Below are 22,525 nucleotides of genomic sequence, written 5' to 3' on the forward strand. Positions count from 1 at the left end.
GGGGCCGCTGAAACAGAACGCCATCGGCTTGCCGATGGCGTTTCGCATTTCAAGCGCCGTCCGCCCTTCCACGCAAAGCCAGGGCCAGAAACAGCCAGGCGCCGTGCGGCAGCCATTGCTCGGTCCAGCGCCAGGACTGGCTGATATCGGTCTGTTCCGGGCTCAGGAAGGCGATGCCCTCGTCCGCGCCCGGCGCGGCGGTGATTCCATTGCACACCCCTCCGCAGGCGTTGTAATAGCCCGGCTCATAGCGCGGATTATTACGACCCCAGCCCTGCAGCATGCAAACGTCGAAGGGATTGCGCCCCAGAATCCAGTCCAGCGCGCCCTGCGCGTACTTCAGCATCGCCGCGCGAGCGTCCCCCTCCTCCCTCTCCGCCAAGGCGCAGCTCGCGGCGGCCAGCGACGCCAGCCGCGCGTTTTCTCCCTGCCACCAATAAGCGCTTTCATTGGTTTGCGGCATGAAAAAGCGCGCCGCGCCCTCCTCGCCGTCGCGGGCCACCCATTGCCGCGGATAGGCGAAAGGATTGCCCGCCGCCGCCGTCAGCGCCATTTCGGCCTCCAGCCCCCGCCGGACCGCCTGCCGCGCGGCGCTCGCCAACGGCGAAGCCGGCAACACCGCGGCGAAGCGCAACAAGGCGAGATAGGGCAAGCCGGCGTCGGCGCCGTGGTAAAAACTGCGCCGGCGCTCCGCGTCCATCCAGAAGCGGCCCGTCTCGTCCTGCCGCGCCAATATCCGCCGCGCGCGGCGGTCAGCGGCGTCGGCGAACACCGGCTCGCCGCTGGCCGCGTACAGCTCGCAAGCGGCCAGCAGGGCGCAATAGTCGTCGATGAGGTTTTCGCTGCCGTCGTCCAGATAGCGCGCATTGTATTGCTGCAGATGGGCGAAGCCGCGCCGCGCCGCGGCCAGATAATCGCCACGACCGAACTCGCCGTCGCGCGGCAATTCCGCCGCGCGCGCCAGCGCGGCGATCGCCAGGCCGCCGCCCTGGCGGAAGCCGGCTTGAAAACGCCCCGACTTGAGCCCGCGCTGAGTGGAATAGGCGCACAGTTCGCGCTGTTCCGGCGCCTTGCTCCAGCCATCGAACACCGTCATATAGAAAAATCCCGACGAATGCTGCATCCGCAACAGAAAGTCCGCGCCATGCAGCGCCTCGTCCACCATGCGCTCGTCGAACCAGCGCGGCTGCGGCGGCAGCGCCTCGCGGCCGGCCATCAGCCCCCAGGCCAGCAAGGGCGTCTGCTGCGGATTCATGAAGTTGGCGTAAGACAGGTGCGACAGGTATTTGGAACAGTCGCCGGAAGCGTCGAACCAGCCGCCGCGCACGTCCCGCCGCGCTTCGCCGCCCCACTCCGGCGCCGCGCGATCCGCCTGGTCGTAAAGACCGCTGCAGCGCTGCGACTTGAAATAATGCAATAGGTCGGACAACACCTGCCCGCCCAGGCAGCCCGGCCCCACCTCGAACTCATGGCTGATCACCGGCGGCGCGCTGTCCCGCAGCCACAGCCGATAACGGCCTGGCCGCGTCCAGCCGCTGAAATCCGCCTGCCAGTAATGCCACTCCGGCCATCCCTCCGCCATGCCCTGCGGCTGCAAAGGGATTTCGGTCGCGGCGCGCCCCTCGGCATCCAGCAAGACCAGCGCCGTCGGCGCGGCCTGGGCCGGCGCCTGCAACAAGGCCAGCTTGGACGCTTGCGGTTCGAAACCGATATGGTTCAGCAGAATCTTCATGGCGCGCCCCCGTTCAATTAAATAAAGCGTTTTGCTTTAATGATGGGCAATATTTACGCGCCGCGATGGCCAGGTCAAGCCAATGACATAAAAAGATCTCGCCGTGACGCCGATTCGCCAACCGCTTCTCAGGCTTTGAGCAAAACCTCGTACTGCGGATTGAACTCGTCGAAGATCGGCAGGGCCGCCGCGCCCAGCGCCACCGTATCGCGGCCGGCTCCGCCCAGCAGCACCCGCGGGCCGCAGCTTTGCCGGATAGACACCGGCAGCGGATGCAGCCGCTGCTCCAGCTGCTCCAGCAAGGCCGGCGGCAGAAAACCGCCTATCACCACCGCCTCGATGTCCAGCAGGCTTTCCAGGATATTGATCGCCTGGCGCAGCGGCGGCGCGGCGGTGGCCAGCCAGCGCTCGATGCCGTAGCAGATCTCCGGCGTCGGCCGCTGCAGGCTGCGGGCCGCCAGCTCCGCGTCGTCGGCCAGGCCCAGCGTTTCGTATAGCGCGCGCAGCGACACATAGCGCTCCAGGCAGCCATGGTTGCCGCAATCGCAGGGCCGTCCGTCCGGCATCACGATCATGTGGCCGATCTCGCCGGCGTTGTGGCGGACACCCGCGTACAAGCGCCCGTCCAGGAACAAGCCCGCTCCCAGCCCGGCGCCGATAAACAGATAAACGAAGTTGCGCAGCGCGGCGGCGCGGCCGTACAGCCGCTCGCCGATGGCGGCCGCGGTGGCGTCTTTTTCCAGCAGGACAGGCAGATCCAGCCTGCGCTCCAGCTGCGCCGCCGCGTCCACCTCCTCCCAGCCCGGCAAGGTGGTGGGGCCGACCGAACTCATGCCCTCGACGCCGAAAGGGCCCGGCATCACCAGACCCAGGCCCAGCACCCGCCCCCAGTCTATGCCCGACTCGGCGCGCAGCCGGCCCACCACCTCTTCGATCAAGGGCAAGGCCAGTTGCGGATCCGGCCGCCTCACCGGCGCCTCCACTCGCGCGCGGCATTGACCGGCCAAGTCCACCGCCACCGCGATCAGCGACTGGGTGTCCAGCTGAATGCCCAGCGAGTAGGCCCCGTCCGGGTTGATGCTCAAGGGTATCGCCGGCTGGCCGCGCGCGCCCTCCCGCATCGGCTCTCCGGCCAACAGCATGCCGCCGTCCAGCAATTCCGCCGCGATATTGGACACCGTCTGCGGCGTCAAGGCGGTCAGGCGGGCGATTTCGGCGCGGGTCAGCTGCCCGTTCAGGCGTATGGTCTCGATCACCGCGCGACGGTTGTGCGCGCGGGCGTGCTCCAGATTGGTCCCCGCCACCGTGCGCGGGTCCTGGCCTGCAGGAATAGATTTCATGCCGGCAGTATGGCGAGCCGGCCCCGGGCGGACAAGCGCGTCCGCCGGCCTTGTTGCGGCGGCGGCGACAGCCAGGCGCCCCAGTCGCCGCAATTAAATAAATCAACTTGACTAAATGCCATCGTAATGATTGAATTTTCAAAAATTCTAATGGCATCGGACGCCGGCCATGCAAACCCATGATGTTGCGGGGATTTGCGCCGGACGCCCGCATTTGACCAAGGACAGCACCGTGACTGAAGCTTTTGAATACCGCCTGGGCGTTGACGGCGGCGGCAGCGGCACCCGCGTCTGCCTGTGCGACGCCGCCGGCCGCCTGCTCGCCCGCGCCGAAGGCGGCCCCTCCGCGCTGTCGCGCGGCGTGCCGCAAGCCTGGGACGCCGTGAACGAAGTCGTCGCCCACGCCTTCGCCCAAGCCGGCCTGCCGCCGGCGCCGCCGGCGCGATGCGCGATCGGTCTGGGCCTGTCCGGCGTGCACAACGCCGCTTGGGCGGCCGCCTTCCGCGCCGCCGATCCAGGCTACGCCCGTCTGCGCCTGGCCACCGACGGCTACACCACCTTGCTGGGCGCCCACGGCGGCCGGCCCGGTGTGATCGTGGCGCTGGGCACCGGCAGCATAGGCGAAGCGCTGTATCCGGACGGCAGTCATCGCGAGGCGGGCGGCTGGGGTTATCCCAGCGGCGACGAAGCCAGCGGCGCCTGGCTGGGCCAACGCGCCGCGCAATACGCGCAGATGGCGCTGGACGGCCGCCAGGCCGCCACGCCGCTGACCCGGGCGGTGCTGAAACATGTCGGCGGCGACTGGCAGGCGATGATGACCTGGAACGGCCGCGCCACGCCCACGCTGTTCGCGCAGTTGGCGCCGCTGGTGGTGGCCAATGGCCGCCGCGACTCTCTGGCCGCCGAATTGCTGCGCCAGGCCGGCCGCGATGCCTGGTCCATCGCCAAGGCGCTGGATCCAGACGAGAGTTTGCCGACGGCCTTGTGCGGCGGCCTGGGCCAGGCGCTGCGCGATTGGCTGCCGCCGGAATTCGCCGGCCGCCTCAGTTCGCCGCAAGGCGACGCCTGCGCCGGCGCGCTGCTCCTGCTGGCCGACTGACCCCCTCCTCACTCCATAAGGACATCCCATGCGCCTCTCCCCGCTGCTGCTCGCCGGCCTGCTGGCCCTGGCCGGCCCGGCCCGCGCCGACAAGATCGTGGTCGAGTACTGGACCGACTCGCTCAAGCCTCAGTTCGACGCCTACTTCGCCGCGGCGAAGAAGCAGTACGAGGCGCAGCACCCCAATGTCGAATTGCGCTGGGTGGACGTGTTCAACGAGGGCTTCGAAACCAAGCTCAACGCCGCCATCGCCGCCGGCAAGCCGCCGGCGCTGATCAACCACGACGTGCCGCGGCTGTACAAATACGCGCAGAAAGGCGCGCTCTTGCCGCTGGACGGCGCGCTGGCCGCGGACAAGGCCGGCTATCTGCCCAATGCGCTGGCCGACCTCAGCGTGGCCGGCAAGCTCTACGCCTATCCCTGGTACAACAACGTCAACGTGCTGGTGCTCAACGGTGAATTGTTCCGTAAAGCCGGCCTGGACCCGGCGCGCCAGCTGCTCAGCCTGGAACAGCAGCTGGCCGCGGCCAAGGCCATCCGCGCCAAGACCGGCGTGCCCGGCCTGCTGCCGCAACTGGGGCAGATCGACGGCATCATGCTGGGCCGCGGCCTGCCCTTGCTGCAAAACGGCAAGGCGGTCTTCAACAGCCCGGCGCACGCGGCCTTGCTGCGCCAATACGCCGACGCCTACAAAGCCGGCGCGCTGGCCAAGGAGAACCTGTTCGCCGACGACAACTACCAGGCCAGCGTCAAGCTCTACAACAGCGGCCGGCTGGCGATGATGGAGACCGCGCCCACCGCGGTGCGGCGCACTCAGACCGACGCCCGCGCCATTTTCGCGGTCAGCCGGGTGCAGCCGGCGCCGCTGGGACCCACCGGCGTGGTTCAGGGCGGCTATCAGTTCGGCTGGGCGGTGTCCAAGGGCTTGCCGGCGCCCACCCAGGCCGAAGCGATCAAGTTCGCCCGCTTCCTGACCAGCGACGCGCAGCAACTGGCGTTTTCCAAAGTCACCGGCGCCACCTTCCCCTCCACCCGCGCCGCGCTGCGCGATCCTTACTTCACCCAGGCCGGCGGCAGCCTGGTCGACGTCGCCCGCGCCCAGGGCGCCAAGGCCGCGCCGGACATCCGCACCTTCAGCCTGGGCGGCGTGCCGCGGCTGGCGGACCTGAAGAAAAAACTGGTGGACAGCGTGGAGGCGGCGGTCACCGGCCGCAAGGACGCCCAGCTGGCGCTGGACGAGGCGGCCGCCTTCTGGAACCGGCAGCTGAAGTAAGCGCGCCGCGATGAAATCCAGCGCCCGCAACGCCTGGCTGTTCCTGGCCCCGGCCCTGCTGCTGATGGCGGCGTTCACCTTTTGGCCGCTGCTGTTCGGCAGCTATCTGGCCTTCACTCGCTACGATCTGCTGTCGCCGCCGCAGTGGGCGGGGTTGGAGAACTTCGACTATTTGCTGCAGGACGAGGTGTTCTGGCGCGCGCTGCGCAATTCCCTGCTCTATCTGCTGGTGGTGCCGGTCATCCAATTGGCCGCCATCGCGCTGGCGCTGCTGGCCAACCAGCCGCTGCGCGGCGTCAAGCTGTTTCGCGCCGCCGTCTATCTGCCGGTGATCACCACCGTCGCCGTGGTCGGCATCATGTGGAACTGGATGTACGCCGATTACGGCGTGCTCAACAGCGCGCTGCGCTGGCTGCGCCTGCTGGCGGCGCAGCAGGAAATCGGCTTTCTCAGCGACGAGGACATCGCGCTGTTTTCCGTGATGTTCGTCACCTTCTGGCGCGGCGTCGGCTATTACATGGTGCTCTACCTCGCCGGCCTGCAGGCGATCCCGGCGGAAATGCAGGAAGCGGCCTTGCTGGACGGCGCCAACGCCTGGCAGCGTTTCTGGCGCATCACCCTGCCCATGCTGAAGCCCACCATTCTGTTTTGCAGCCTGATTTCCACGCTGGACGCGCTGAAAGCCTTTGAGGAAGTGTTGGTGATGACCCGCGGCGGCCCGCTGAATTCCACCTATACCGTGCTGTATTACATGTTCCACCAAGGCTTCGATCAGCTGGACTTCGGCCGCGGCGCCGCCGCCGGCCTGCTCTTGACCGTGATCTGCCTATTGCTGGCCGGCCTCAACTTCCGCCTGCTGCGCCCGGCCCACCGCTAGTTTCAGGACGCCCGCCATGACCGCCGTCTCAAGCCCGCTTGCCCGCCCCGCCCGGCAAACCCGTTCGCGCGCGCTGCGGCGCCTGCCGGACTATCTGCTGATGCTGGCGCTGGCCTGCGCCGCCTGCTATCCGTTTTGGTGGACCTTGATGATCGCGCTGGGCGACGGCGAGCAGGTGTTCGACTTCCCGCCGCGCTTGCCCGAGCCCTTGTCGCTGGCTCACTTTCGCGAAGTCTGGACCCAGATTCCGATGGGACGGTTTTTATGGAACTCGGCGCTGATTTCCGCCTTGACCACCGCCGGCACCCTGCTGGTTTCCAGCTGCGCCGGCTTCGCGCTGGCGCAGCTGCGCTTCCGCGGCCGGCAGTGGGTGTTTTACGCCATCATCGCCACCTTGCTGCTGCCCAGCGAAACCAATGTGCTCAGCAATTACGTGACGCTGTCCTGGCTGGGCCTGGACGACAGCCGCGTCGGCGTGGCGCTGCCGGCCTTGGCCGGGGCCTTCGGCATTTTTCTGATGAAGCACGCCTTCGAGGAGATTCCCGAAGAAATCGTCGCCGCCGCGCGCATGGACGGCGCCGACGACTGGCAGCTGTTCTGGCGCGTCTGCCTGCCGCTGAGCCGGCCTTATCTGGCCACCCTGGCCATCTTCACCCTGGTCTGGTCGTGGAACAGCTATGTCTGGCCCAGCGTGGTGCTGAAGAACCCGGACCTCTACCCGCTGTCCGTCGGGGTGCAATACCTGAAGGGCGCTTTCGCCACCTCCACGCGCATGGTGGCCGCCGGCGCGGTGCTGACCATCGCGCCGGTGCTGCTGGTCTTCCTGTTTTGCCAGCGCTATTTCATGCGCGGCATGGACGGCGCGGTCAAATAAGGCCGCCCGGCCGCCGCGCTCAAGCGCCGCACAGCTCGGCCAGCCGCTGCGGCTCCGCCACCAGGAAATTGCCCTCGCCCTGCAGTTGAACGATGCGCGCGTCGCGGCGGCGCTCCCAGGCGTTAACCGGATACTGGCGCGCCCAGGCGCACATCAGTTGCTGATCCTGACGGCTCATGCGCAGCTGGTAGCGCGCGTGCATGTACAAGGTGATGCGCGCCGCCGCGCCGCGTACTTCCTCGCGCGGCTGGAAACGCTTGTTGCCGAAATCCGTCACCGATTGGCATTGGCCGTACATGGTCGCCGGCTTGCGGCTCCACGCGCCGTAGGCGAAGTTGGCGCGGTCGCCGTTGACCTCGCCCACCGCCGGCACCAGATTGTTCAGATCGCCTTCCGCCATGCGGAACACCGGATCGCTGGACGCGCAGTTCTTGCGGCCGCCCTGCTGCCAGCATTGGCGCTGATGGCCCAGATTCCAGGCCGGCACCACGTGTTCCCACTCGATGCGGCTGGCGCGGGTTTCGGACTTGCGCGGCACATAGCCGCAGGACGCCCAATCCACCGCCTTGCCGCGGTAATCGCAGCCGCAATAGAAGTCCTGCTCCATGCCGGAGAACACCCGCGGCAGCACTTTCTTGGCGTTGGAAAAATCGCGGTGCCCCACTTGCTTGACGCCGCTGACCAGCTGCGCCGCCTGGACCCGGCCCGGCGCGCCGGCCTCGGCCGCGGGCCGCGTCGCCTGCTCCAGTTGGCGCACCACGGCCGCTCCGGCCTTGGCCAGGGTTTTGACTTCCGCGGATTGGCTGATTTTTGAAAATTCGGCCGCGTCGCAGCCGGCCAACAATAAAACGATGGGGAGGAGGATGGGATAACGCATGGCGGGCAGTGTAAGTACCCGCCGCGTTCACGACAATAAGATACAAAAAATATTACAAATGATAATCCATGTGAATCTCAAAAAAATACGCCAACATCATTTTGAGACAGACAAAGGCTGCCGATGCAGCCGGACGATGGCCTCGCCGGTGGGCGCGGCCATCATATCGCGCAAGGTGTATTGGTCCAGCGTACGGAAAAACGCCGTCAGCGCCTCGTCCAGCGCGCCCTTGAGCCTACAGCCCGGCCGCAGCGCGCACGGCGGGTCCGCGCAGTCTATCAGCTGCGACAGTCCTTCCAGCGTGCGCACCACCTCGCCGACGCGATAGCGCTCCGGAGCCCGCGCCAGCGCCAAGCCGCCGCCCTTGCCGCGGCTGGTCTGCAGCCAGCCCTGCTGCGCCATGAAGTGGACGACCTTGACCAGATGGTTGCGCGACACTTCGAAACGGGCGGCGATTTCGGGAATGGTGGCCAACTGCCCCTCTTCCTGCCAGGTCAGATACATCAGCACGCGCAGGCCGAGATCGGTAAAACGGGTCAATTGCATGATCTTAAAAACCTGTTCAAAGCCTCGCGAGCCAGCGCGAGACAAGGCAAAAATGGCTGAAGAAGCGAAGTGTACACATGGTACACCAGCATTCTAAAACTGTTTTCAAGGCCCTTTCCGACCCTATCGCGGACGCACGGCGGACATTGAACAGGTTCTAAAGCCCGCCGCTCAATAGAGCGCGGGCCTTGCCGCGGCTCAGCCGCCGACGGCGTTGGAGCCGAACACCTCGAAATGCACTCGTTCCGCCGCCACGCCCAAGTCCAGCAGGCTGGCGCGCTGCGCCAGCATGAAGCCCACCGGGCCGCACAGATAATAGTCGGCGTCCGGCAGCAGCGTCATCTCGCGCAGCTGGCTCAGTTGCAGGCGTCCCTGCTGCTGATAGTCCCGGTCCAACACGTCCTCCGCGCGCGGCGCCTCGTAGCAGACATGGGCGCGCAGCTGCGCGTGGCGTTCCTGCATCTGTCGCAAACCATCGCGCATCGCGTGCGCGCCGCCGTGGCGAGCCGCGTGCAGGTAGCGGATTTCGCGGCGGCTGCCGGTTCTCAGCAAATGCCGCAGCATGGACAGCATCGGCGTCTGACCGACGCCGGCGCTGATCAGCACCACTGGGCCGTCGCGCTCTTCATGCAGGAAGAAATCGCCCTGAGGCGCGCTCAGCTCCAGAATGTCGCCCTCCCGTTTTTCCGCGTGCAGCAGATTGGATACTCGCCCCGCCGGCTTGCCCTCGTCGCCGTCCTCGCGCTTGACCGAAATGCGCAGATATTCGTCGTTGGGCGCGTCGGACAGGCTGTACTGACGCGGCTGGGCCAGCCCCCATTCCTCGACGAAGCATTTGACCGACACATACTGGCCGGGCCGGAAGCCAGGCACCGCGCCGCCGTCGGCCGGCGCCAGATAGAAGGAAGTGATTTCCTCGCTCTCCGCCACCTTGCGCGCGATGCGAAACGGCCGCCAGCCGGCCCAGCCGCCTTCGGCGTTGGCGCTGGCGCGGTACAGTTCTCGCTCCTCCGCGATCAAGATGTCCGCCAATTGGCCGTAGGCGGCGGCCCAGGCCGCTATCAGCGCCGGCGTCGCCGCCTCGCCCAGCACTTCCTGGATGGACGCCAGCAAATGCTTGCCGACGATGGGGTAATGCTCGGCGCGGATGCCCAGGCTGACATGCTTGTGCGCCACCCGGGTCAGCACCGGCGCCAACGGCGACGGGTCGTCTATGTGCTGGGCGTAGGCCAGCACCGCCATGGCCAGCGCCTGTTGCTGCTGGCCGGAGTGCTGATGCCCCTGGTTGAAGATGTTTTTCAGCTCCGGGTTATGGCTGAACATGCGGCGATAAAAATGACTGGTCAGGCTCAGGCCGTGTTGCTGCAACACAGGAACGGTGGCTTTGACCAGGGCGCGGGTTTCGGGACTCAACATGGCGGGCTCCTAAAGATGTGTGCTTAATACATTTTATTGTGGGTAAAAAACGCCGACTCGGCGCCGGTCGGCTTAAAGATGTAAAAATAATACATCTTTATGGCGACGCTGTCACCGCCGCGTAAAAATATTCCTCCCGGGTGAGCTTGACCCAGGTCAAGACCCCAAGCATACCGCTTGCATAATATCTGAGCATTCTTAGGCATAGCACGTCCATTCGCGGGCGGGCCAAGCAAACGAGGCGGCTCATGGCATTGGTGCTTTACGACGACGGCAATCACAAATGCGTCGCCTTCACCGAACTGGTGCAGGGCGAAGGCATACAATCCAATCAGTTCGCCATCATCGACCAAGGCGAGGGCATTCTGCTGGACCCCGGCGGCAACCTCACTTACAAGCACCTGATCGCGGAACTGGCCGATTACTTCCTGCCCTCCCACACCCGCTACATCTTCGCCTCGCATCAGGACCCGGACATCATCGCCTCGGTGGGCGGCTGGCTGCTGATCACCGACGCCCAGGTGATTATCGCCGAAGAATGGACCCGCTTCCTGCCCCACTTCTGCATGCGCGGCGCCACCGCCGGGCGGCTGGTGGCGATTCCGCCGCGCGGCATGTGGATGCGGCTGGGCGGCGCGGACCTACAAATCGTGCCGGCCCATTACTTGCACACGGTCGGCTTTTTTCAGATCTACGACCCGATCAGCAAGATCCTGTTCTCCGGCGACATCGGCGCCTCCTTGATGGACGGTCACGCGGCCGGCCTGCCGGTCAGCGACTTCGACGCCCACCTGCACGACAGCCACATGCTCGCCTTCCATCGCCGCTATATGTCCAACAACAAAGCCTGCCGGCTGTGGGTGGACATGGTCCGCCGGCTGGACATCGAATGGATCGTGCCGCAACACGGCGGCTCCTTCCAGGGCAAGCCCATGGTGAAGCGTTTTCTGGATTGGTTCGAAACCCTGGAATGCGGCACCGATCTGATCGGCCCCGCCGATTTCACGCCGCCGCCGCGCCATGACTGACTGGCTGCCGCAGAACCCCGTCGATCTGGTCGTCGGCCTGGCGCTGGCCATGGGCCTGCTCGCCTTGCTGGCCGCGCTGCGCTGGCAGGCTCGCCGCGACCGCGCCGCGCAAGCGCGGGACGAGGACATCTCCTTGGCCGAGCCGGACCCAACGGACGCCGGCGACGCCGAGCAGCCCTATCAGGTGGACGAGCTGGATTCGCTCGCCGAAGTCGACATCTTCATCGAGTTCGGCTATCTGGAACAGGCGGCGCAGGCCCTGCGCCACTATGTGGACCGGCAGGCGCCGCACTCCTCCAAGCAGTTGCTGCGGCTGGCCGGCCTCTACCTCAAGACCGGCGCGCTGGACGACTACGCCGCGATGCTGGAACGACAGCACGATCTGGCGCTGATTGGACGGGAAGCGCTGGAACAAGCGGTGGAAGCCGGCCTGCGCATCGAGCGCAATCAGCTGGCCCTGCGCGTGCTGGCGGAACAAAGGCTGGGCTGGGGGCCGGAGGCCATCGGCCTGCGCCTGGGCGACGACGCGCCGGAACTGGCGGCGGAAGACGCCGAGGAAACCACGGCAGCCGTCCTCACCGCCCATCCGTCTCAACCCTCGCCTCCCGTAGCCGGACGGCCGCAAGTCTTGCTGCACGGCTGCGCCCCGCTGTTTCCGCTGAATGAGCGGGAGAAAGATGCCATCGCCGCGCTGCTGCCGGCCGAGCGTCAGGCCAAAGTCTGGCTGCGCTGGCAGGAATACGCGGCGGCGACGGCGGCGCTGGAACAGACGCTGACCTTGCGCCCCCACTCGCTGACGCATTTGCTGGACCTGCTGCACGCGCATTACCGGCAACGCCAGCTGCCGCGCTATGCGCGGACGCTATGGCGCTTCCATCTGGCGCTGGGCGAACACGGCGCCGGCCTCAAGGAACAATTGATCCACGCCGGCTGGCTGCTGGGCGCCCATCCGGTGCTGGACCTGCTGGCGCGACGCCCGGACAGGCCGGAACTGGAACGCATCGGCCGCAGCTTCGGCTTCAGCGGCGCGCCTCCGGCCGCCGCGCCTCAGCGCCGGCCGCTGGTGACGCGGCAGACCGAGACGGAGGCGGCCGAGAATCTGGACGCGCGCGGCGAGGCCGACGCCTACCTCAACGAAGGCCAGGTCGACATGGCGATCCAGACCTTGGAGCAAGCGGTGCTGAGCCGGCCGGAGGACGCCGCCAACTATCCTCCCCTGTTGCAGCTATACCGCCGCCAGGACGACCGGGCGCGCTTCCAGTGGCTATTGCGGCAACTGCGCGGCCATGTGGCCCAACTGCCGCTGGAAGTCAGCGCGCAGCTGGCCGGTTTCGACGCCGACGCCGGCCCCGCCCGCCGGCGCATGCTGGCCGCCTGAGCACGCCCATGCCGCGCGCCGCCCCTCCCGCCCCCGATATCGCCGTGCTCGCCGTCGGCATGGACGATCGCAAGCTGGCCCTGCTGCGCATGGCCTTCCGCCTGCACCACAGCTTGCGCTACCGCTTGCTCGAGTCCCCGTCCGACGAACGCGCGCCGGACCTGGCCATCGTCGATGTCGACAGCCCCGTCGGCTGGCAGGCCTGGGAAACATTCCGCCAGCGTCATCCGGCGCTGCCGGCCCTGATCGTCGCCGCGACGCCGCCGGAGCGCGCGCCCGTCCCGACGCTGGCCAAGCCGCTGCGGGTGGAGACCCTGTTTCCTCAACTGCAAGCGGCGCTGCGGCGCGCGCCCGACGCGGCAAGGGCAGCGGAAGCGCTCCCGGCGCCCGCGCCCCGGCCCGAACCGGTCGCCGCTCCGGCTCCGCCGCCGTCCATGCCGTCGATCTCCATCACCCGCTTCGACCCCCGACGCGGCCTGCTCGGCGCAACGACGCGGCTGGCGCGCCAGCCTCGGCCGGCGCTCCTGCTGGCCGAGGGCCGGCCGCTGCTGTGGCTGCGGCCGGACCGCGCGCAAGCGCAATGCCTGCAGCCGGTGGAGCAATTGCGCGAGCTCTGCCGGCAAGACGCGCCCGCGCTGCACGCTCAAGCCGCCGGCGCCAGCGCCGGCGTCATCACCCAGCCGCTGCCGGCGCTGCTGTGGCAGTTGGCGATCTGGAGCAGCCAGGGCCGGCTGCCGGCCGGCATCGGCGCGGACACTCCGCTGCGGCTGAGGCAGTGGCCCAACCTGACCCGGCTGGCGGCGCTGCCGGACGCGACGCGACTGAGCGCGCTGCTGACCAAGACGCCGGCCACGCTGCGCATCATCATCCGGCTGCTGCGCGTCGATCCCGAACACGCCTGCACCTTCCTCTCCGCGGCCCACGCGCTGGGCCTGCTGGACTGGAACAGCGACGCGCCGCCCCTGAAAGTGATCTCCAGCGCGCCGGTGCGCCCCGACGCCATCGCGCCCGAACGCGCCGGCCTCCTGTCCCGACTCTTGCAAAAAGTGACCCGTTTGTGAGCCTCACGACCTTCCATCATGCGCAGCCCAGATAACAAAATCCTCTTCGCGGGCCCGGTGGGCGCGGGCAAGACCACCGCCATCGCCGCCATCAGCGACATCGCCCCGATCCGCACCGACGCCAAGGCCAGCGACATGACCTTGCATCGCAAGGACCACACCACGGTGGCGCTGGACTACGGCATGTTGCGCCTGGACGCCGACACCAAGATCCACCTCTACGGCACCCCTGGCCAAGAGCGTTTCGACTTCATGTGGGACATCGTCAGCCGCGGCAGCATCGGCCTGATCCTACTGCTGGACCACAGCCGCGCCAATCCGCTGCAAGACCTCGGCTTCTTCCTGCGCGCCTTCGAGCCGCTGCTGCGTCGCGCGCCGCTGGCGCTGGGCGTCAGCAAGACCGACCTCGCGCCGCTGTCCGCCACCGCCGTCTACGCCGACGCCCTGGCCGCCCGCGGGCTGAGCGCGCCGGTGTTCGAAGTGGACTGCCGCCGCCGCGAAGACATCAAACAGCTGCTGCTGGCGCTGCTGTACTCGATAGACCCTGGCCTGGGAGAACCGCAATGAACGAAGAACTGCGTCTGAGCGGGCCGCTTTATCCAATGGCCACGCCGGCCGGCGCCTTTTACGCCGTCGCCGGCGCGGAGGCCGACCTGACCCGCCGTCTGCTGCTCAACATCCTGCGGCTGGGCCATGCGGTGCCGTTAAGCGAACCCTTGCTCAGCGAATGGTGCGACGACGAACTGGAGCAAGCGCTGGCCACCCTTTACCGCTTGCAACGGCTGGAATTCGTCCACGGCACCGCCGAGCCGCGGCCGGCCGCCGCCGGCAACCTGGAAAGCCAGTTGCCGGAGCTGCTGGCGGCGCTGTCCGGCAGCGGCCAGGCGCTGCTGGCCGACGACAACGGCCTCTATTACGCCACCGCGGGCTTCCGCCACGAAACCGCCGAGGAAATCGCCGCGCTGGCCGGCGACCTCATGTCCTTGAGCCGCCGGCATCACCTGCTGCTCAAGAACCACCTCAACCTGGGCAGCGCCGCCTGGGCCTCGGTGGATCCGGCCGGCCGCAGCCAGCTGGCCTTTTACCCCTTGCACGTGGCGCAGCAGGCCTTCGCGCTGATCATAGGCGGCGAACCGCGGCTGCAAAGCGAAGCCTTCGTCGGCCTGGTGGAGCTGCTGGTGCGCCGCTACGCCTGAACCCCGGCCGCGCGGCGGCCGGCGCATTGAACAATCCAGGAGAAACCCATGCGTGAACAAATGCTCAAATCCATTCTGAGCGACCTCAACGGCGCGTCCGCCGACATCGAAGCGTCCGCCATCATTTCCGCCGACGGGCTGACCATGGCGGCGCTGCTGCCGCAAGAGGTGGACGAGGACCGGGTCGGCGCGATGGCGGCGGCGATGCTGTCCCTGGGCGAGCGCACCGCGCGCGAACTGGCGCGCGGCGGCCTGGAACAGGTGATGGTCAAGGGAGAACACGGCTACATCCTGATGAGCCACGCCAGCCCTGACGCGGTGCTGACCGTGATCGCGCGGCGCGAGGCCAAGCTGGGCCTGATTTTTCTGGACGCCAAGCGCGCGGCGCGCAGCATTGCCGAAATCCTTTAAATCAACGGCTCAATGTCTGCTGCACGTAGGCGGGCTAGCCGGGCAAAGGCCTTGAAAGCCGCTTCGGAAACGCCCATTCCCCCTTGCGCGTTCCGCCTTCTCGGCGGTTTCGCCTGGTCTCGCCCCGGCGCGCGAGGCTTTGAACTCGCTCCGGCAAACCGGCCTATACTTGGCGGCGTCTGGCCGGCACAATAGGGTTTTGCTTTTATGCCAGACCCGCTCCATGTGGAAAACCATACTCGCCATCTCCGTCGGCGCCGCGCTGGGGGCGCTGCTGCGCTGGGCGCTGGGCGTCAAGCTCAACAGCCTGTGGCCCAGCCTGCCGCCGGGCACCCTGGCCGCCAATCTGGTCGGCGGCTACATCATCGGCCTCGCCGTCGCCTTCTTCGCCAGCGCGCCGGGCGTGTCGCCGCTATGGCGGCTGCTGGTGATCACCGGCTTCTGCGGCGGCCTGACCACCTTCTCCACCTTCTCCGCCGAAGTCGTCTCCCTGCTGCAGCAACAGCGGCTGCTGCCGGCGCTGACCGCCGTCGCCGTCCATGTCTGCGGTTCGCTGCTGGCCACCCTCGCCGGCATCGCCAGTTGGCAGTGGCTGCGCGCGCTCAAGAGCTGAACGCCGTCCAAGAACGCGCTTAGCCGTTCACACCGCCAGGCTTCGCGGCGGGGAGCGCGGCATGCGGCGGCGCGGGAACGCTTGCAGACCGTACCCGCCGTGCCGCGCCGTGGATCCTACACCGCGCTAATGCGTCGCCCCGCCGGTTTCCACGATGTCCGTCGTCGCCGTCAACGCCGTTTCCAGGGCCAGCCTCAAGCCGGCGACTATCGTCTCCAAGCTCATGCTGGCCGCGCCGGGATGCGCGGCGGCCTGCTCCGGCAGATACGGGATGTGAATGAAGCCGCCGCGCGCGGGCGTTCCGGCCAAGGCGTGCATCAGGCCGTAGAACACATGGTTGCAGACAAAGGTGCCGGCGCTCTGCGACACCTCCGCCGGAATGCCCGCCGCGCGCAGCGCCGCCGCCTGAGCCTTGATCGGCAAGGTGCTGAAATAGGCGGCCGGCCCGCCCGGCACCACCGGCCTATCTATCGGCCGTCGCCCGGCGTTGTCCGCGATGCGAGCGTCGTCGACATTGATCGCCACCCGCTCCAAGGATAGCTCGGGCCGCCCGCCCGCCTGCCCCACCGCCACGATCAGCGCCGGCCGCAGCGCGGCCATCTCCTCGCGCAACGCGGCCAAGGCCTCGCCGAACACGCAGGGCAGCCGCCGCGCCGCCACCGCCGCGCCCGCCAGCGTCTCGCCGTCCAGCCGGCGCACGGCCTCCCACGACGGGTTCACGCTCTCGCCGCCAAACGGTTCGAAGCCCGTCAACAAAATGGTCTTGCTCATTCGCACTCCCCCTCTTCCAAGGCCAGCAGGGCGAAAGTCCCCAGCCAATGCTCGCCGGTGTAATGGCCGCTGACCACATGCGGCAGGCCGGCGTCCAGATGCGCCCGCGCGCTTTGATTCAGCAGAGGCCTCCAAGCGTCATCCGGCGGCAAGGCGGCCGTCAACTGGCGCAAACACCAGGCGCGGCTCAAATTCAGACCGATGAGGTGACCGATCTTGGGGTCCGAGCCGTCGCTGACCCGGACCGGGCTCAGCAAGGCAGCGCTGCGCGGCAAATCCGGCGAGAAGGCGCGCAGCCAGTCGCGGAACGCCTCGGCCGACAATAGCCGGCCAAGCAGCAAGGCCTGACACAGGCTGGGCGACAGAAAGTCGTCGCCGCTCGGTTCCAGCCGCGTCGGATAGTCCGCATCGGCCAGGAAGTAACGCCGGGCGGCCGCCTCCAGCGCCTGCGCCAGCTCGGCATCGTCGGCGGCGCGGGCGTAGTCCAGGCTCAGCAGCAAGGCGAAGGCGGTGTTGGCGTGCCCGCCGCCGCGGATCGGGTAATCCTGCAAAGGCAGAAACCTCAGCCAGCGCTGGCGGATCAAGGCCAATAACGGCTGCATCGCCGCCCGCCATGACCCGGCTTGCGGCAGATCCCAGGCCTCCAGCTCCTGCGCCAGGGCCAGCAGCCAGGCCCAGCCATAGGGCCGCTCGAAGCTGGCGCGGCCCGGCGCGGCGAAATAGTCCGCCTCCGCCTGGAAAGCCTGCGGCGTAAAATGGCCGGCGAACAGGGAGGCGATCTCGGCCTGCTCCGGCAAGGCCGGGAAACGACGAGCCAGCCGCGCCAGCAGCCAGAAGCCGTGCACGGCGGAGTGCCAGTCGTAGCAGCCGTAGAACACCGGGTGCAAATCGCGCGGCGCGCGCGCGTCCTCCGGCCCGTTCAGCAGATGGCTCAGCAGATTCGGATATTCCCGAACCAGGCCGGCCAGCGGCAGCGCCGCCAGCTTGGATGCTTGTTGCGGATTCATGCGGTCTCCTCAACGGAACACGATGAAATACATCAATAGGATATTCACGCCCAGCAAAGCCAGCGCGGTGGGAATCTGGGTCTTGATCACCAGATATCGGTCCTTCAGCTCCAGCAAGGCCGCCGGCACGATATTGAAATTGGCCGCCATCGGCGTCATCAGCGTGCCGCAATAGCCGGAATACATGCCTATCGCCACCAGCGGCGCCGCGTCGGCGTGATGGCCGACGATCAGGAAAGGCAGCGCGATGCCGGCGGTCATCACCGGGAAAGCCGCGAAGGCGTTGCCCATGATCATGGTGAACAGGGCCATGCCGATACAGTAGATCGCCACCAGCAGAAAACGATTGCCCGGATCCACGAACAAGCTCACCGCTTCCTGCACCGCCTGGCCGGTCTTGGCGGCGACGAACACCCCGCCCAGCATCGCCAGCATCTGCGGCAGGATGGCGGCCCAGCCGATGGCGTCCACCAGACGGCGCGATTCCCGCACCGCCTGCAGCGGCGTTCCGCCGGTCAGCCTCCAGCCCAGCAGCACCGCGCAAACGCAGGCCACCGCCAAGGCGGCCAGGGTCAGATGCTTCTGATCCAGCAAGGCGAGACCGCCTACCCCCACGCCCTTCAGCGCCAAGGTGCAGGTCACGGTCAGCAGGGGAATCAGCAAGGCGGGCAGGAAGATCTTGTTGCCCAGGCGCTGGGCGGCGTCCTGCCGCTGCCCATCGCTTCTTTGGCCATAACTGCCCGGAGCCAGCAGGCCGGCGCCGGCCAATAGGGCCAGCGCGACAACAACGAGTCCCACCAGGCGGTAGGTCATCGCCTTGCCCAAAACGGCCGTCATCAAGTCCCCGAACAAAAAGGTGGCGCCGAACAAGAACCAGAACAGCGCGGTGGTGTAACGCTTGGGGTTGCCGCGGTCGCGCAGCGTCATGCCCACCAGGAGCATCACCACGATGCCTATCAGATAATAAACGTCATTGATGCTGAACCATGCATTCATGCCGCGGCCTCCTGTTTCGCGCGCCAGGCGGCGATATCGCCTTGCAGACTGGCGTCAAGCCGCGCCAAGCGCGCCATATGGATGATCAGCGCGCTGATGGCGGTAGGAATCGCCCACAGGCCGATGTGCAGCGGCTCGATATTGGCGATGCCGTTTTCCTTGAGGAAGGCGTCCATCAGCAAGACCGCGCCAAAGGCGATAAAGATGTCCTCGCCGAAAAATACGGCGATATTGTCGCAGGCGGCGGCATGGGCGCGGATGCGGTCGCGCAGCGCCTGAGGCAGTTCTCCCAGCTGATTGGCCGCGGCGCCTTCCGCCATCGGCGCCAGCAGGGGGCGCACGGTTTGGGCGTGGCCGCCCAGATTGATCAGGCCCAGCGCCGCGGTCAGCTCGCGCACCACGAAATACAGCATCAGGATGCGCGCGGTGGTGGCGCTCTTGATGCCGGCTATCCATTGCTGCGCGCGCTCTTTCAAACCGTAGCGCTCCAGCAGGCCGATCACCGGCAGGATCAGGATGAAGGTGGCCAATTGACGGCTATTGAGGAATTTCTCGCCGAAGGTTTCCAGCAGCGTCCCCAGGTCCATGCCGACCGCCAGGCCGGTGCTCAGACCGGCGGCGGTGACCACCAGCAGCGGATTGAAGCGCAAAGCGAAGCCCGCCACCACGACGGGAATGCCCACCAGGGGCAGATAGGATGCAAGATCCATGCAGTTTCTCCTTTGTATGATGGAAATGGCCGCCTGCGGACGGCTCTAGTTTCCGGCTAACGCTCACAAGGCGACGATGTGTACCCCCTCCTGTTCCAAGCGTTGGCGCAGCAGCCGCGCGAAGAGCAGCGCGTGCGCGCCGTCTCCGTGCAGGCAAACGCTGTCGGCGCGAAGCGCCAGCTCGCCGCCGTCCAGGCAGGCCACGCGACCGCGCAGCACCAGATCCAGCGTCTGACGCAAAGCCTGCTCCGCGTCTTCGATCACCGCGCCCGGCGTTCCGCGCGGCGCCAGGCTGCCGTCGGCCAGATAGGCGCGGTCGGCGAACACCTCTTCCACCGCCTGCAGACCGTGGCGCCGCGCCGCGCGGCCGGACTCGCCGCCGGCCAGGCCGACCAGCCTCAGCTCAGGATCCCAATCCCTCACCGCGCGGGCGACGGCGTCGGCCAGCGCCGGATCGCGCGCCGCCTGGTTGTACAGCGCGCCGTGCGGCTTGACGTGACGCAGCCGCGTTCCGGCGGCCTTGGCCATGGCCGCCAGCGCGCCCACCTGGTACAACACGTCCTGGTACACCCGCTCCGGCGCGCGCTGCATAGTCCGGCGGCCGAAATGCTCCCGGTCGGGAAAGCCGGGATGGGCGCCCAGCGCCACGCCTCGCCGCGCCGCCGCCTGCACCGCCAGCCACATCTGTTCGGCGTCGCCCGCGTGCCAGCCGCAGGCGATGTTCACCGAACTGACCTGATCCATGATCGCCGCGTCGTCGCCGCAGCCCTCGCCGATATCGGCGTTCAAATCGATCTGCATGCCTGACTCCAGTCCTGTCCCTGCAAGTACCCGCGCAGACGCGCGCGCGCCGTCGCCGCCTGCTGCGCGTCCACCATCTCGAAACGCAGCCTGGCGCCCGGCCGCGCCTGCGCCAGCTTCCACAAATCCGCCTCGATCACGCAGGCGATGCGCGGATAGCCGCCCGTCGCCTGCGCGTCCGCCAGCAACACGATGGGCTGGCCGCCCGGCGGCGCCTGCACCACGCCGGGCAGCACGCCGTGGGACGGCAAGTCCCCGTCGGCCTCGCGCGCCAGCGCGTCGCCCTGCAGGCGGTAGCCCATGCGATTGCTCTGCGAGCTCACCGTCCACTCGCCTTCGCTGAAGGCCTGCCGCGCCTCCCGGGCGAATTGCCGCCACTCCGGGCCCGGCAGCGCGCGCAGCGTCGGCGACCAAGCAAGATTGCGCCGTCCCAGCCGGCCAGACAGCGCCGCCGCCGGCCCCAGCGGCAAGCGGTCGCCCGCCTCCAGCGCCCGCCCCATCCAACCGCCCAGACCGGCCTGCAGATCGGTGGCGCGCGCGCCCAGAGCCAGGGGCGCGTCGATGCCGCCGGCCAGGGCGAGATAGGCGCGCATGCCGTGGCGGCAGCCGCGCAGCAGCAGGCGCTGGCCCGCGCGCGCCGGATAACGCCAGCCGCTCCACACCGGCTCGCCGTCCAGTTCCGCGTCAAAATCCGCGCCCATCAAGGCGAACCAGCCGTCGCGCAGAAAGCGGACGCCAAACGGCCCCAGGGCCACTTCGATGCCGGCCGCGTCCGCGGCATTGCCCAGCAGGCGGTTGGCCATGATCAAGGCCGGCGCGTCCAGCGCGCCGCTTTGCGCCACGCCGAGGTGGCGCAAGCCGCGCCGGCCCAGGTCCTGCACCGTGCTTTGAATGCCGGCCTGCGTGATTTCAATCATCTCCGCCCTCCTGCGGCACAAAGCGCACGCTGTCGCCCGGCAGCAGCAGGGACGGTTCCGCGCGCCGCGGATCGAATAATTTCAATGAAGTGCGGCCGATGATCTGCCAGCCGCCGGGGCTGGTCGCCGGATAGATGCCGGTCTGGCCGCCGCCTATGCCCACCGAGCCGGCCGGCACCGCCAACCGGGGCTCGGCGCGCCGCGGCGTGGCCAGGCGCTCGGGCAAGCCGCCCATATAGGCGAAGCCGGGCTGAAAGCCGAGGAAGTACACCACGTAGTCGGCCGCGGCATGAGCGGCGGCGACATCCTCCTCGCTCAAGCCCGCATGCGCCGCCACCGCGGCCAGGTCCGGACCGTGGCGGCCGCCGTAGCGCACCGGCACGTCCACCCGCCGCAAGCGCGGCTCGGCCTCTTGCGCCGCCGCCCAGCCGCGGCGCAAGCGCTCCAGCCAGGCCTCGCCGTCGTCGGCGTCCGGATCGAAAATCAAGGTGAGATTATTCATGCCGGGCACCACGTCGATCAGCCCGGCCGCGCCCGTCAGCGTCTGCGCCAGCCACCAGATGCGGCGCTGACACGCCAGATCGGCCGGCTTCGCGCTCTCCAGCACGGCGGCGCGTTCGCCCAGCAAGTAATAGCGCATTGGGTTCGATGCCAAACCATTCTCCATATGCAACCGTCCGCCTCGCGGCGCTCGAATTTATTATTTTGCAGACAAAACATCTATAAATTATTTGTATTTATTGGCGATGTCCAGCACAAATGACGTTTTGCTATACTGGCCGGCCAGCCACCTCGTCGCCAGGCCCGTCCATGAACGCTCAACGCAATATCGTCTCCTCATCGCATCTGGTTTCGGAGCGTTGCGCCGAACTGTCCGAGTTCGAATTCGGGCTGATCGTGGCCAACAACGCCTTCAACCGCTGGATGATCCGCTGCATGGCGGCCGCGGGAGAAACCGATATGACCGCGATGGAGGTGTCGCTGCTGCATCACGTCAACCACCGCGGCCGCAGCAAGAAACTGGCGGACATCTGCTTCGTGCTGAACATCGAAGACACGCACGTGGTGTCCTATGCGCTGAAGAAGCTGGTGAAGATGGGCTATGTCGGCAGCGAAAAGGTGGGCAAGGAGGCTTTGTTCGCCACCACCCAGGCCGGCGTGGAACTGTGCCAGCGCTACCGCGACGTCCGCGAGCAATGCCTGATCAACGCGCTGATAGACAACGGCGGCCAACAGGCCGATATCGGCGACAACGCCCAGTTGCTGCGCATGCTGGCCAGCTTGTACGACCAGGCCTCTCGCGACGCCGCCTCCATGTAAGAAGCGCTTCAAAGTCCGCGGCGCTTCAGCGATACGGCGTTGAAAACCCATTCATAAGAGATCCGGCGCGGCGGCCGCGGACCAGCCCTCTTTCTCCTCTCGCGCCGCCGCTTCCCACCGGCGCGCGCACGCGCGCCGACCGCTCCCCGCCCCGCCTTGCGCGCGCCGGCCGCCGCCATGGTCAAGCCAATAGCAAGCCCATGGAAATTAGGCTATTCATTTATTATCAAACTTTCTCATCTAAAATAAACATTCGATATAGTTGTCAAAAACATTGAATAA

Annotated in this window: 24 protein-coding genes; 12 read left to right on the forward strand and 12 right to left on the reverse strand. The window is 67.4% G+C overall.

All coding sequences use genetic code 11. The annotated features are described in order from the left end of the window. Positions 1 to 49: 49 nt before the first annotated feature. A complete protein-coding gene (locus tag QUG03_RS18005) occupies positions 50 to 1,732 on the reverse strand; it encodes a glycoside hydrolase family 9 protein (protein ID WP_500820598.1) in 1,683 nt (560 codons plus the stop codon). 128 nt (positions 1,733 to 1,860) lie between these two features. Further along, positions 1,861 to 3,072 (reverse strand): ROK family transcriptional regulator, encoded by a 1,212-nt coding sequence (locus tag QUG03_RS18010; RefSeq protein ID WP_227107905.1) that lies wholly within the window; start codon positions 3,070 to 3,072, stop codon positions 1,861 to 1,863. A gap of 232 nt (positions 3,073 to 3,304) precedes the next feature. On the opposite strand from QUG03_RS18010, the gene QUG03_RS18015 reads away from it, so the two are divergent. Genes QUG03_RS18015 through QUG03_RS18030 form a run of 4 tightly spaced genes read left to right on the forward strand, consistent with a single transcriptional unit; the run spans position 3,305 to position 7,195 of the window. Beyond that, positions 3,305 to 4,171: a glucosamine kinase nucleotide-binding domain-containing protein gene (locus QUG03_RS18015; protein WP_500820599.1), complete on the forward strand. Its 867-nt coding sequence runs from the start codon at positions 3,305 to 3,307 to the stop codon at positions 4,169 to 4,171. 28 nt (positions 4,172 to 4,199) lie between these two features. Further along, complete coding sequence (locus tag QUG03_RS18020) at positions 4,200 to 5,444, forward strand: ABC transporter substrate-binding protein (RefSeq protein WP_107799630.1); 1,245 nt, start codon at positions 4,200 to 4,202, stop codon at positions 5,442 to 5,444. A gap of 10 nt (positions 5,445 to 5,454) precedes the next feature. Next, the gene (locus QUG03_RS18025) at positions 5,455 to 6,321 is read left to right on the forward strand and encodes a carbohydrate ABC transporter permease (protein WP_500820600.1); all 867 of its coding nucleotides are present in this window, start codon (positions 5,455 to 5,457) and stop codon (positions 6,319 to 6,321) included. A 16-nt stretch (positions 6,322 to 6,337) separates the two neighbouring features. After that, entirely contained in the window at positions 6,338 to 7,195 is an 858-nt protein-coding gene (locus tag QUG03_RS18030) for a carbohydrate ABC transporter permease (RefSeq protein WP_500820601.1), read from the forward strand. A 19-nt stretch (positions 7,196 to 7,214) separates the two neighbouring features. On the opposite strand, the gene QUG03_RS18035 is transcribed toward QUG03_RS18030, so the two are convergent. From QUG03_RS18035 to hmpA, 3 genes are all read right to left on the reverse strand, one after another. Continuing rightward, positions 7,215 to 8,072: an endonuclease gene (locus QUG03_RS18035; RefSeq protein WP_500820602.1), complete on the reverse strand. Its 858-nt coding sequence runs from the start codon at positions 8,070 to 8,072 to the stop codon at positions 7,215 to 7,217. A 96-nt stretch (positions 8,073 to 8,168) separates the two neighbouring features. Continuing rightward, entirely contained in the window at positions 8,169 to 8,618 is a 450-nt protein-coding gene (locus QUG03_RS18040; protein WP_235088217.1) for an Rrf2 family transcriptional regulator, read from the reverse strand. 198 nt (positions 8,619 to 8,816) lie between these two features. Beyond that, positions 8,817 to 10,034 carry an NO-inducible flavohemoprotein gene (hmpA, locus tag QUG03_RS18045; RefSeq protein WP_500820603.1) on the reverse strand — a complete coding sequence of 406 codons (1,218 nt, stop codon included), beginning with the start codon at positions 10,032 to 10,034 and terminating at the stop codon, positions 8,817 to 8,819. A gap of 248 nt (positions 10,035 to 10,282) precedes the next feature. Here hmpA and QUG03_RS18050 point away from each other — a divergent pair, with 248 nt between their 5' ends. From QUG03_RS18050 to crcB, 7 genes are all read left to right on the forward strand, one after another. Further along, positions 10,283 to 11,062, forward strand: coding sequence for an oxygen-binding di-iron domain-containing protein (locus tag QUG03_RS18050; RefSeq protein ID WP_500820604.1), 780 nt, complete (start codon positions 10,283 to 10,285; stop codon positions 11,060 to 11,062). After that, positions 11,055 to 12,440 (forward strand): type IV pilus assembly protein FimV, encoded by a 1,386-nt coding sequence (locus QUG03_RS18055; RefSeq protein ID WP_500820605.1) that lies wholly within the window; start codon positions 11,055 to 11,057, stop codon positions 12,438 to 12,440. The genes QUG03_RS18050 and QUG03_RS18055 overlap by 8 nt, the downstream gene beginning before the upstream one ends. 8 nt (positions 12,441 to 12,448) lie before the next feature. Continuing rightward, on the forward strand, positions 12,449 to 13,501 hold the full coding sequence (locus QUG03_RS18060) for a hypothetical protein (RefSeq protein ID WP_500820606.1): 1,053 nt from the start codon (positions 12,449 to 12,451) through the stop codon (positions 13,499 to 13,501). An 18-nt stretch (positions 13,502 to 13,519) separates the two neighbouring features. Further along, the gene (locus QUG03_RS18065) at positions 13,520 to 14,068 is read left to right on the forward strand and encodes a GTP-binding protein (protein ID WP_107799639.1); all 549 of its coding nucleotides are present in this window, start codon (positions 13,520 to 13,522) and stop codon (positions 14,066 to 14,068) included. After that, positions 14,065 to 14,697 carry a peptidase M23 gene (locus QUG03_RS18070; protein WP_227107887.1) on the forward strand — a complete coding sequence of 211 codons (633 nt, stop codon included), beginning with the start codon at positions 14,065 to 14,067 and terminating at the stop codon, positions 14,695 to 14,697. Before QUG03_RS18065 ends, QUG03_RS18070 begins: the two co-directional genes overlap by 4 nt. Before the next feature lie 48 nt (positions 14,698 to 14,745). Beyond that, positions 14,746 to 15,108: a roadblock/LC7 domain-containing protein gene (locus QUG03_RS18075; RefSeq protein WP_048410238.1), complete on the forward strand. Its 363-nt coding sequence runs from the start codon at positions 14,746 to 14,748 to the stop codon at positions 15,106 to 15,108. 223 nt (positions 15,109 to 15,331) lie between these two features. Continuing rightward, positions 15,332 to 15,721, forward strand: a complete 390-nt coding sequence (gene crcB / locus QUG03_RS18080; RefSeq protein WP_107799641.1) for a fluoride efflux transporter CrcB — start codon at positions 15,332 to 15,334, stop codon at positions 15,719 to 15,721. Positions 15,722 to 15,847: 126 nt separating this feature from the next. Here the strand turns inward: crcB and pcp are convergent, their stop codons facing one another. The 7 genes from pcp to pxpB all read right to left on the reverse strand — a co-directional run bounded on the left by pcp (position 15,848) and on the right by pxpB (position 21,578). Then, on the reverse strand, positions 15,848 to 16,492 hold the full coding sequence (pcp, locus tag QUG03_RS18085; protein WP_500820607.1) for a pyroglutamyl-peptidase I: 645 nt from the start codon (positions 16,490 to 16,492) through the stop codon (positions 15,848 to 15,850). Next, the gene (locus QUG03_RS18090; protein WP_500820608.1) at positions 16,489 to 17,499 is read right to left on the reverse strand and encodes a DUF2891 domain-containing protein; all 1,011 of its coding nucleotides are present in this window, start codon (positions 17,497 to 17,499) and stop codon (positions 16,489 to 16,491) included. Before QUG03_RS18090 ends, pcp begins: the two co-directional genes overlap by 4 nt. A gap of 9 nt (positions 17,500 to 17,508) precedes the next feature. Next, positions 17,509 to 18,495 (reverse strand): DUF979 domain-containing protein, encoded by a 987-nt coding sequence (locus tag QUG03_RS18095; protein WP_486635371.1) that lies wholly within the window; start codon positions 18,493 to 18,495, stop codon positions 17,509 to 17,511. After that, positions 18,492 to 19,205 (reverse strand): DUF969 domain-containing protein, encoded by a 714-nt coding sequence (locus QUG03_RS18100; protein ID WP_107799645.1) that lies wholly within the window; start codon positions 19,203 to 19,205, stop codon positions 18,492 to 18,494. Before QUG03_RS18100 ends, QUG03_RS18095 begins: the two co-directional genes overlap by 4 nt. 63 nt (positions 19,206 to 19,268) lie before the next feature. After that, positions 19,269 to 20,006 (reverse strand): 5-oxoprolinase subunit PxpA, encoded by a 738-nt coding sequence (gene pxpA / locus QUG03_RS18105; protein ID WP_500820609.1) that lies wholly within the window; start codon positions 20,004 to 20,006, stop codon positions 19,269 to 19,271. Then, positions 19,991 to 20,923 (reverse strand): 5-oxoprolinase subunit C family protein, encoded by a 933-nt coding sequence (locus QUG03_RS18110; protein ID WP_500820610.1) that lies wholly within the window; start codon positions 20,921 to 20,923, stop codon positions 19,991 to 19,993. Before QUG03_RS18110 ends, pxpA begins: the two co-directional genes overlap by 16 nt. Further along, positions 20,916 to 21,578 carry a 5-oxoprolinase subunit PxpB gene (pxpB, locus tag QUG03_RS18115; protein ID WP_227107880.1) on the reverse strand — a complete coding sequence of 221 codons (663 nt, stop codon included), beginning with the start codon at positions 21,576 to 21,578 and terminating at the stop codon, positions 20,916 to 20,918. The genes QUG03_RS18110 and pxpB overlap by 8 nt, the downstream gene beginning before the upstream one ends. Before the next feature lie 155 nt (positions 21,579 to 21,733). Between pxpB and QUG03_RS18120 the strand changes: the two genes are divergently transcribed. After that, complete coding sequence (locus QUG03_RS18120) at positions 21,734 to 22,243, forward strand: winged helix DNA-binding protein (RefSeq protein WP_081546777.1); 510 nt, start codon at positions 21,734 to 21,736, stop codon at positions 22,241 to 22,243. The last annotated feature ends 282 nt before the right edge of the window (positions 22,244 to 22,525 follow it).

Source organism: Chromobacterium sp. CCUG 30098, assembly GCF_059916605.1.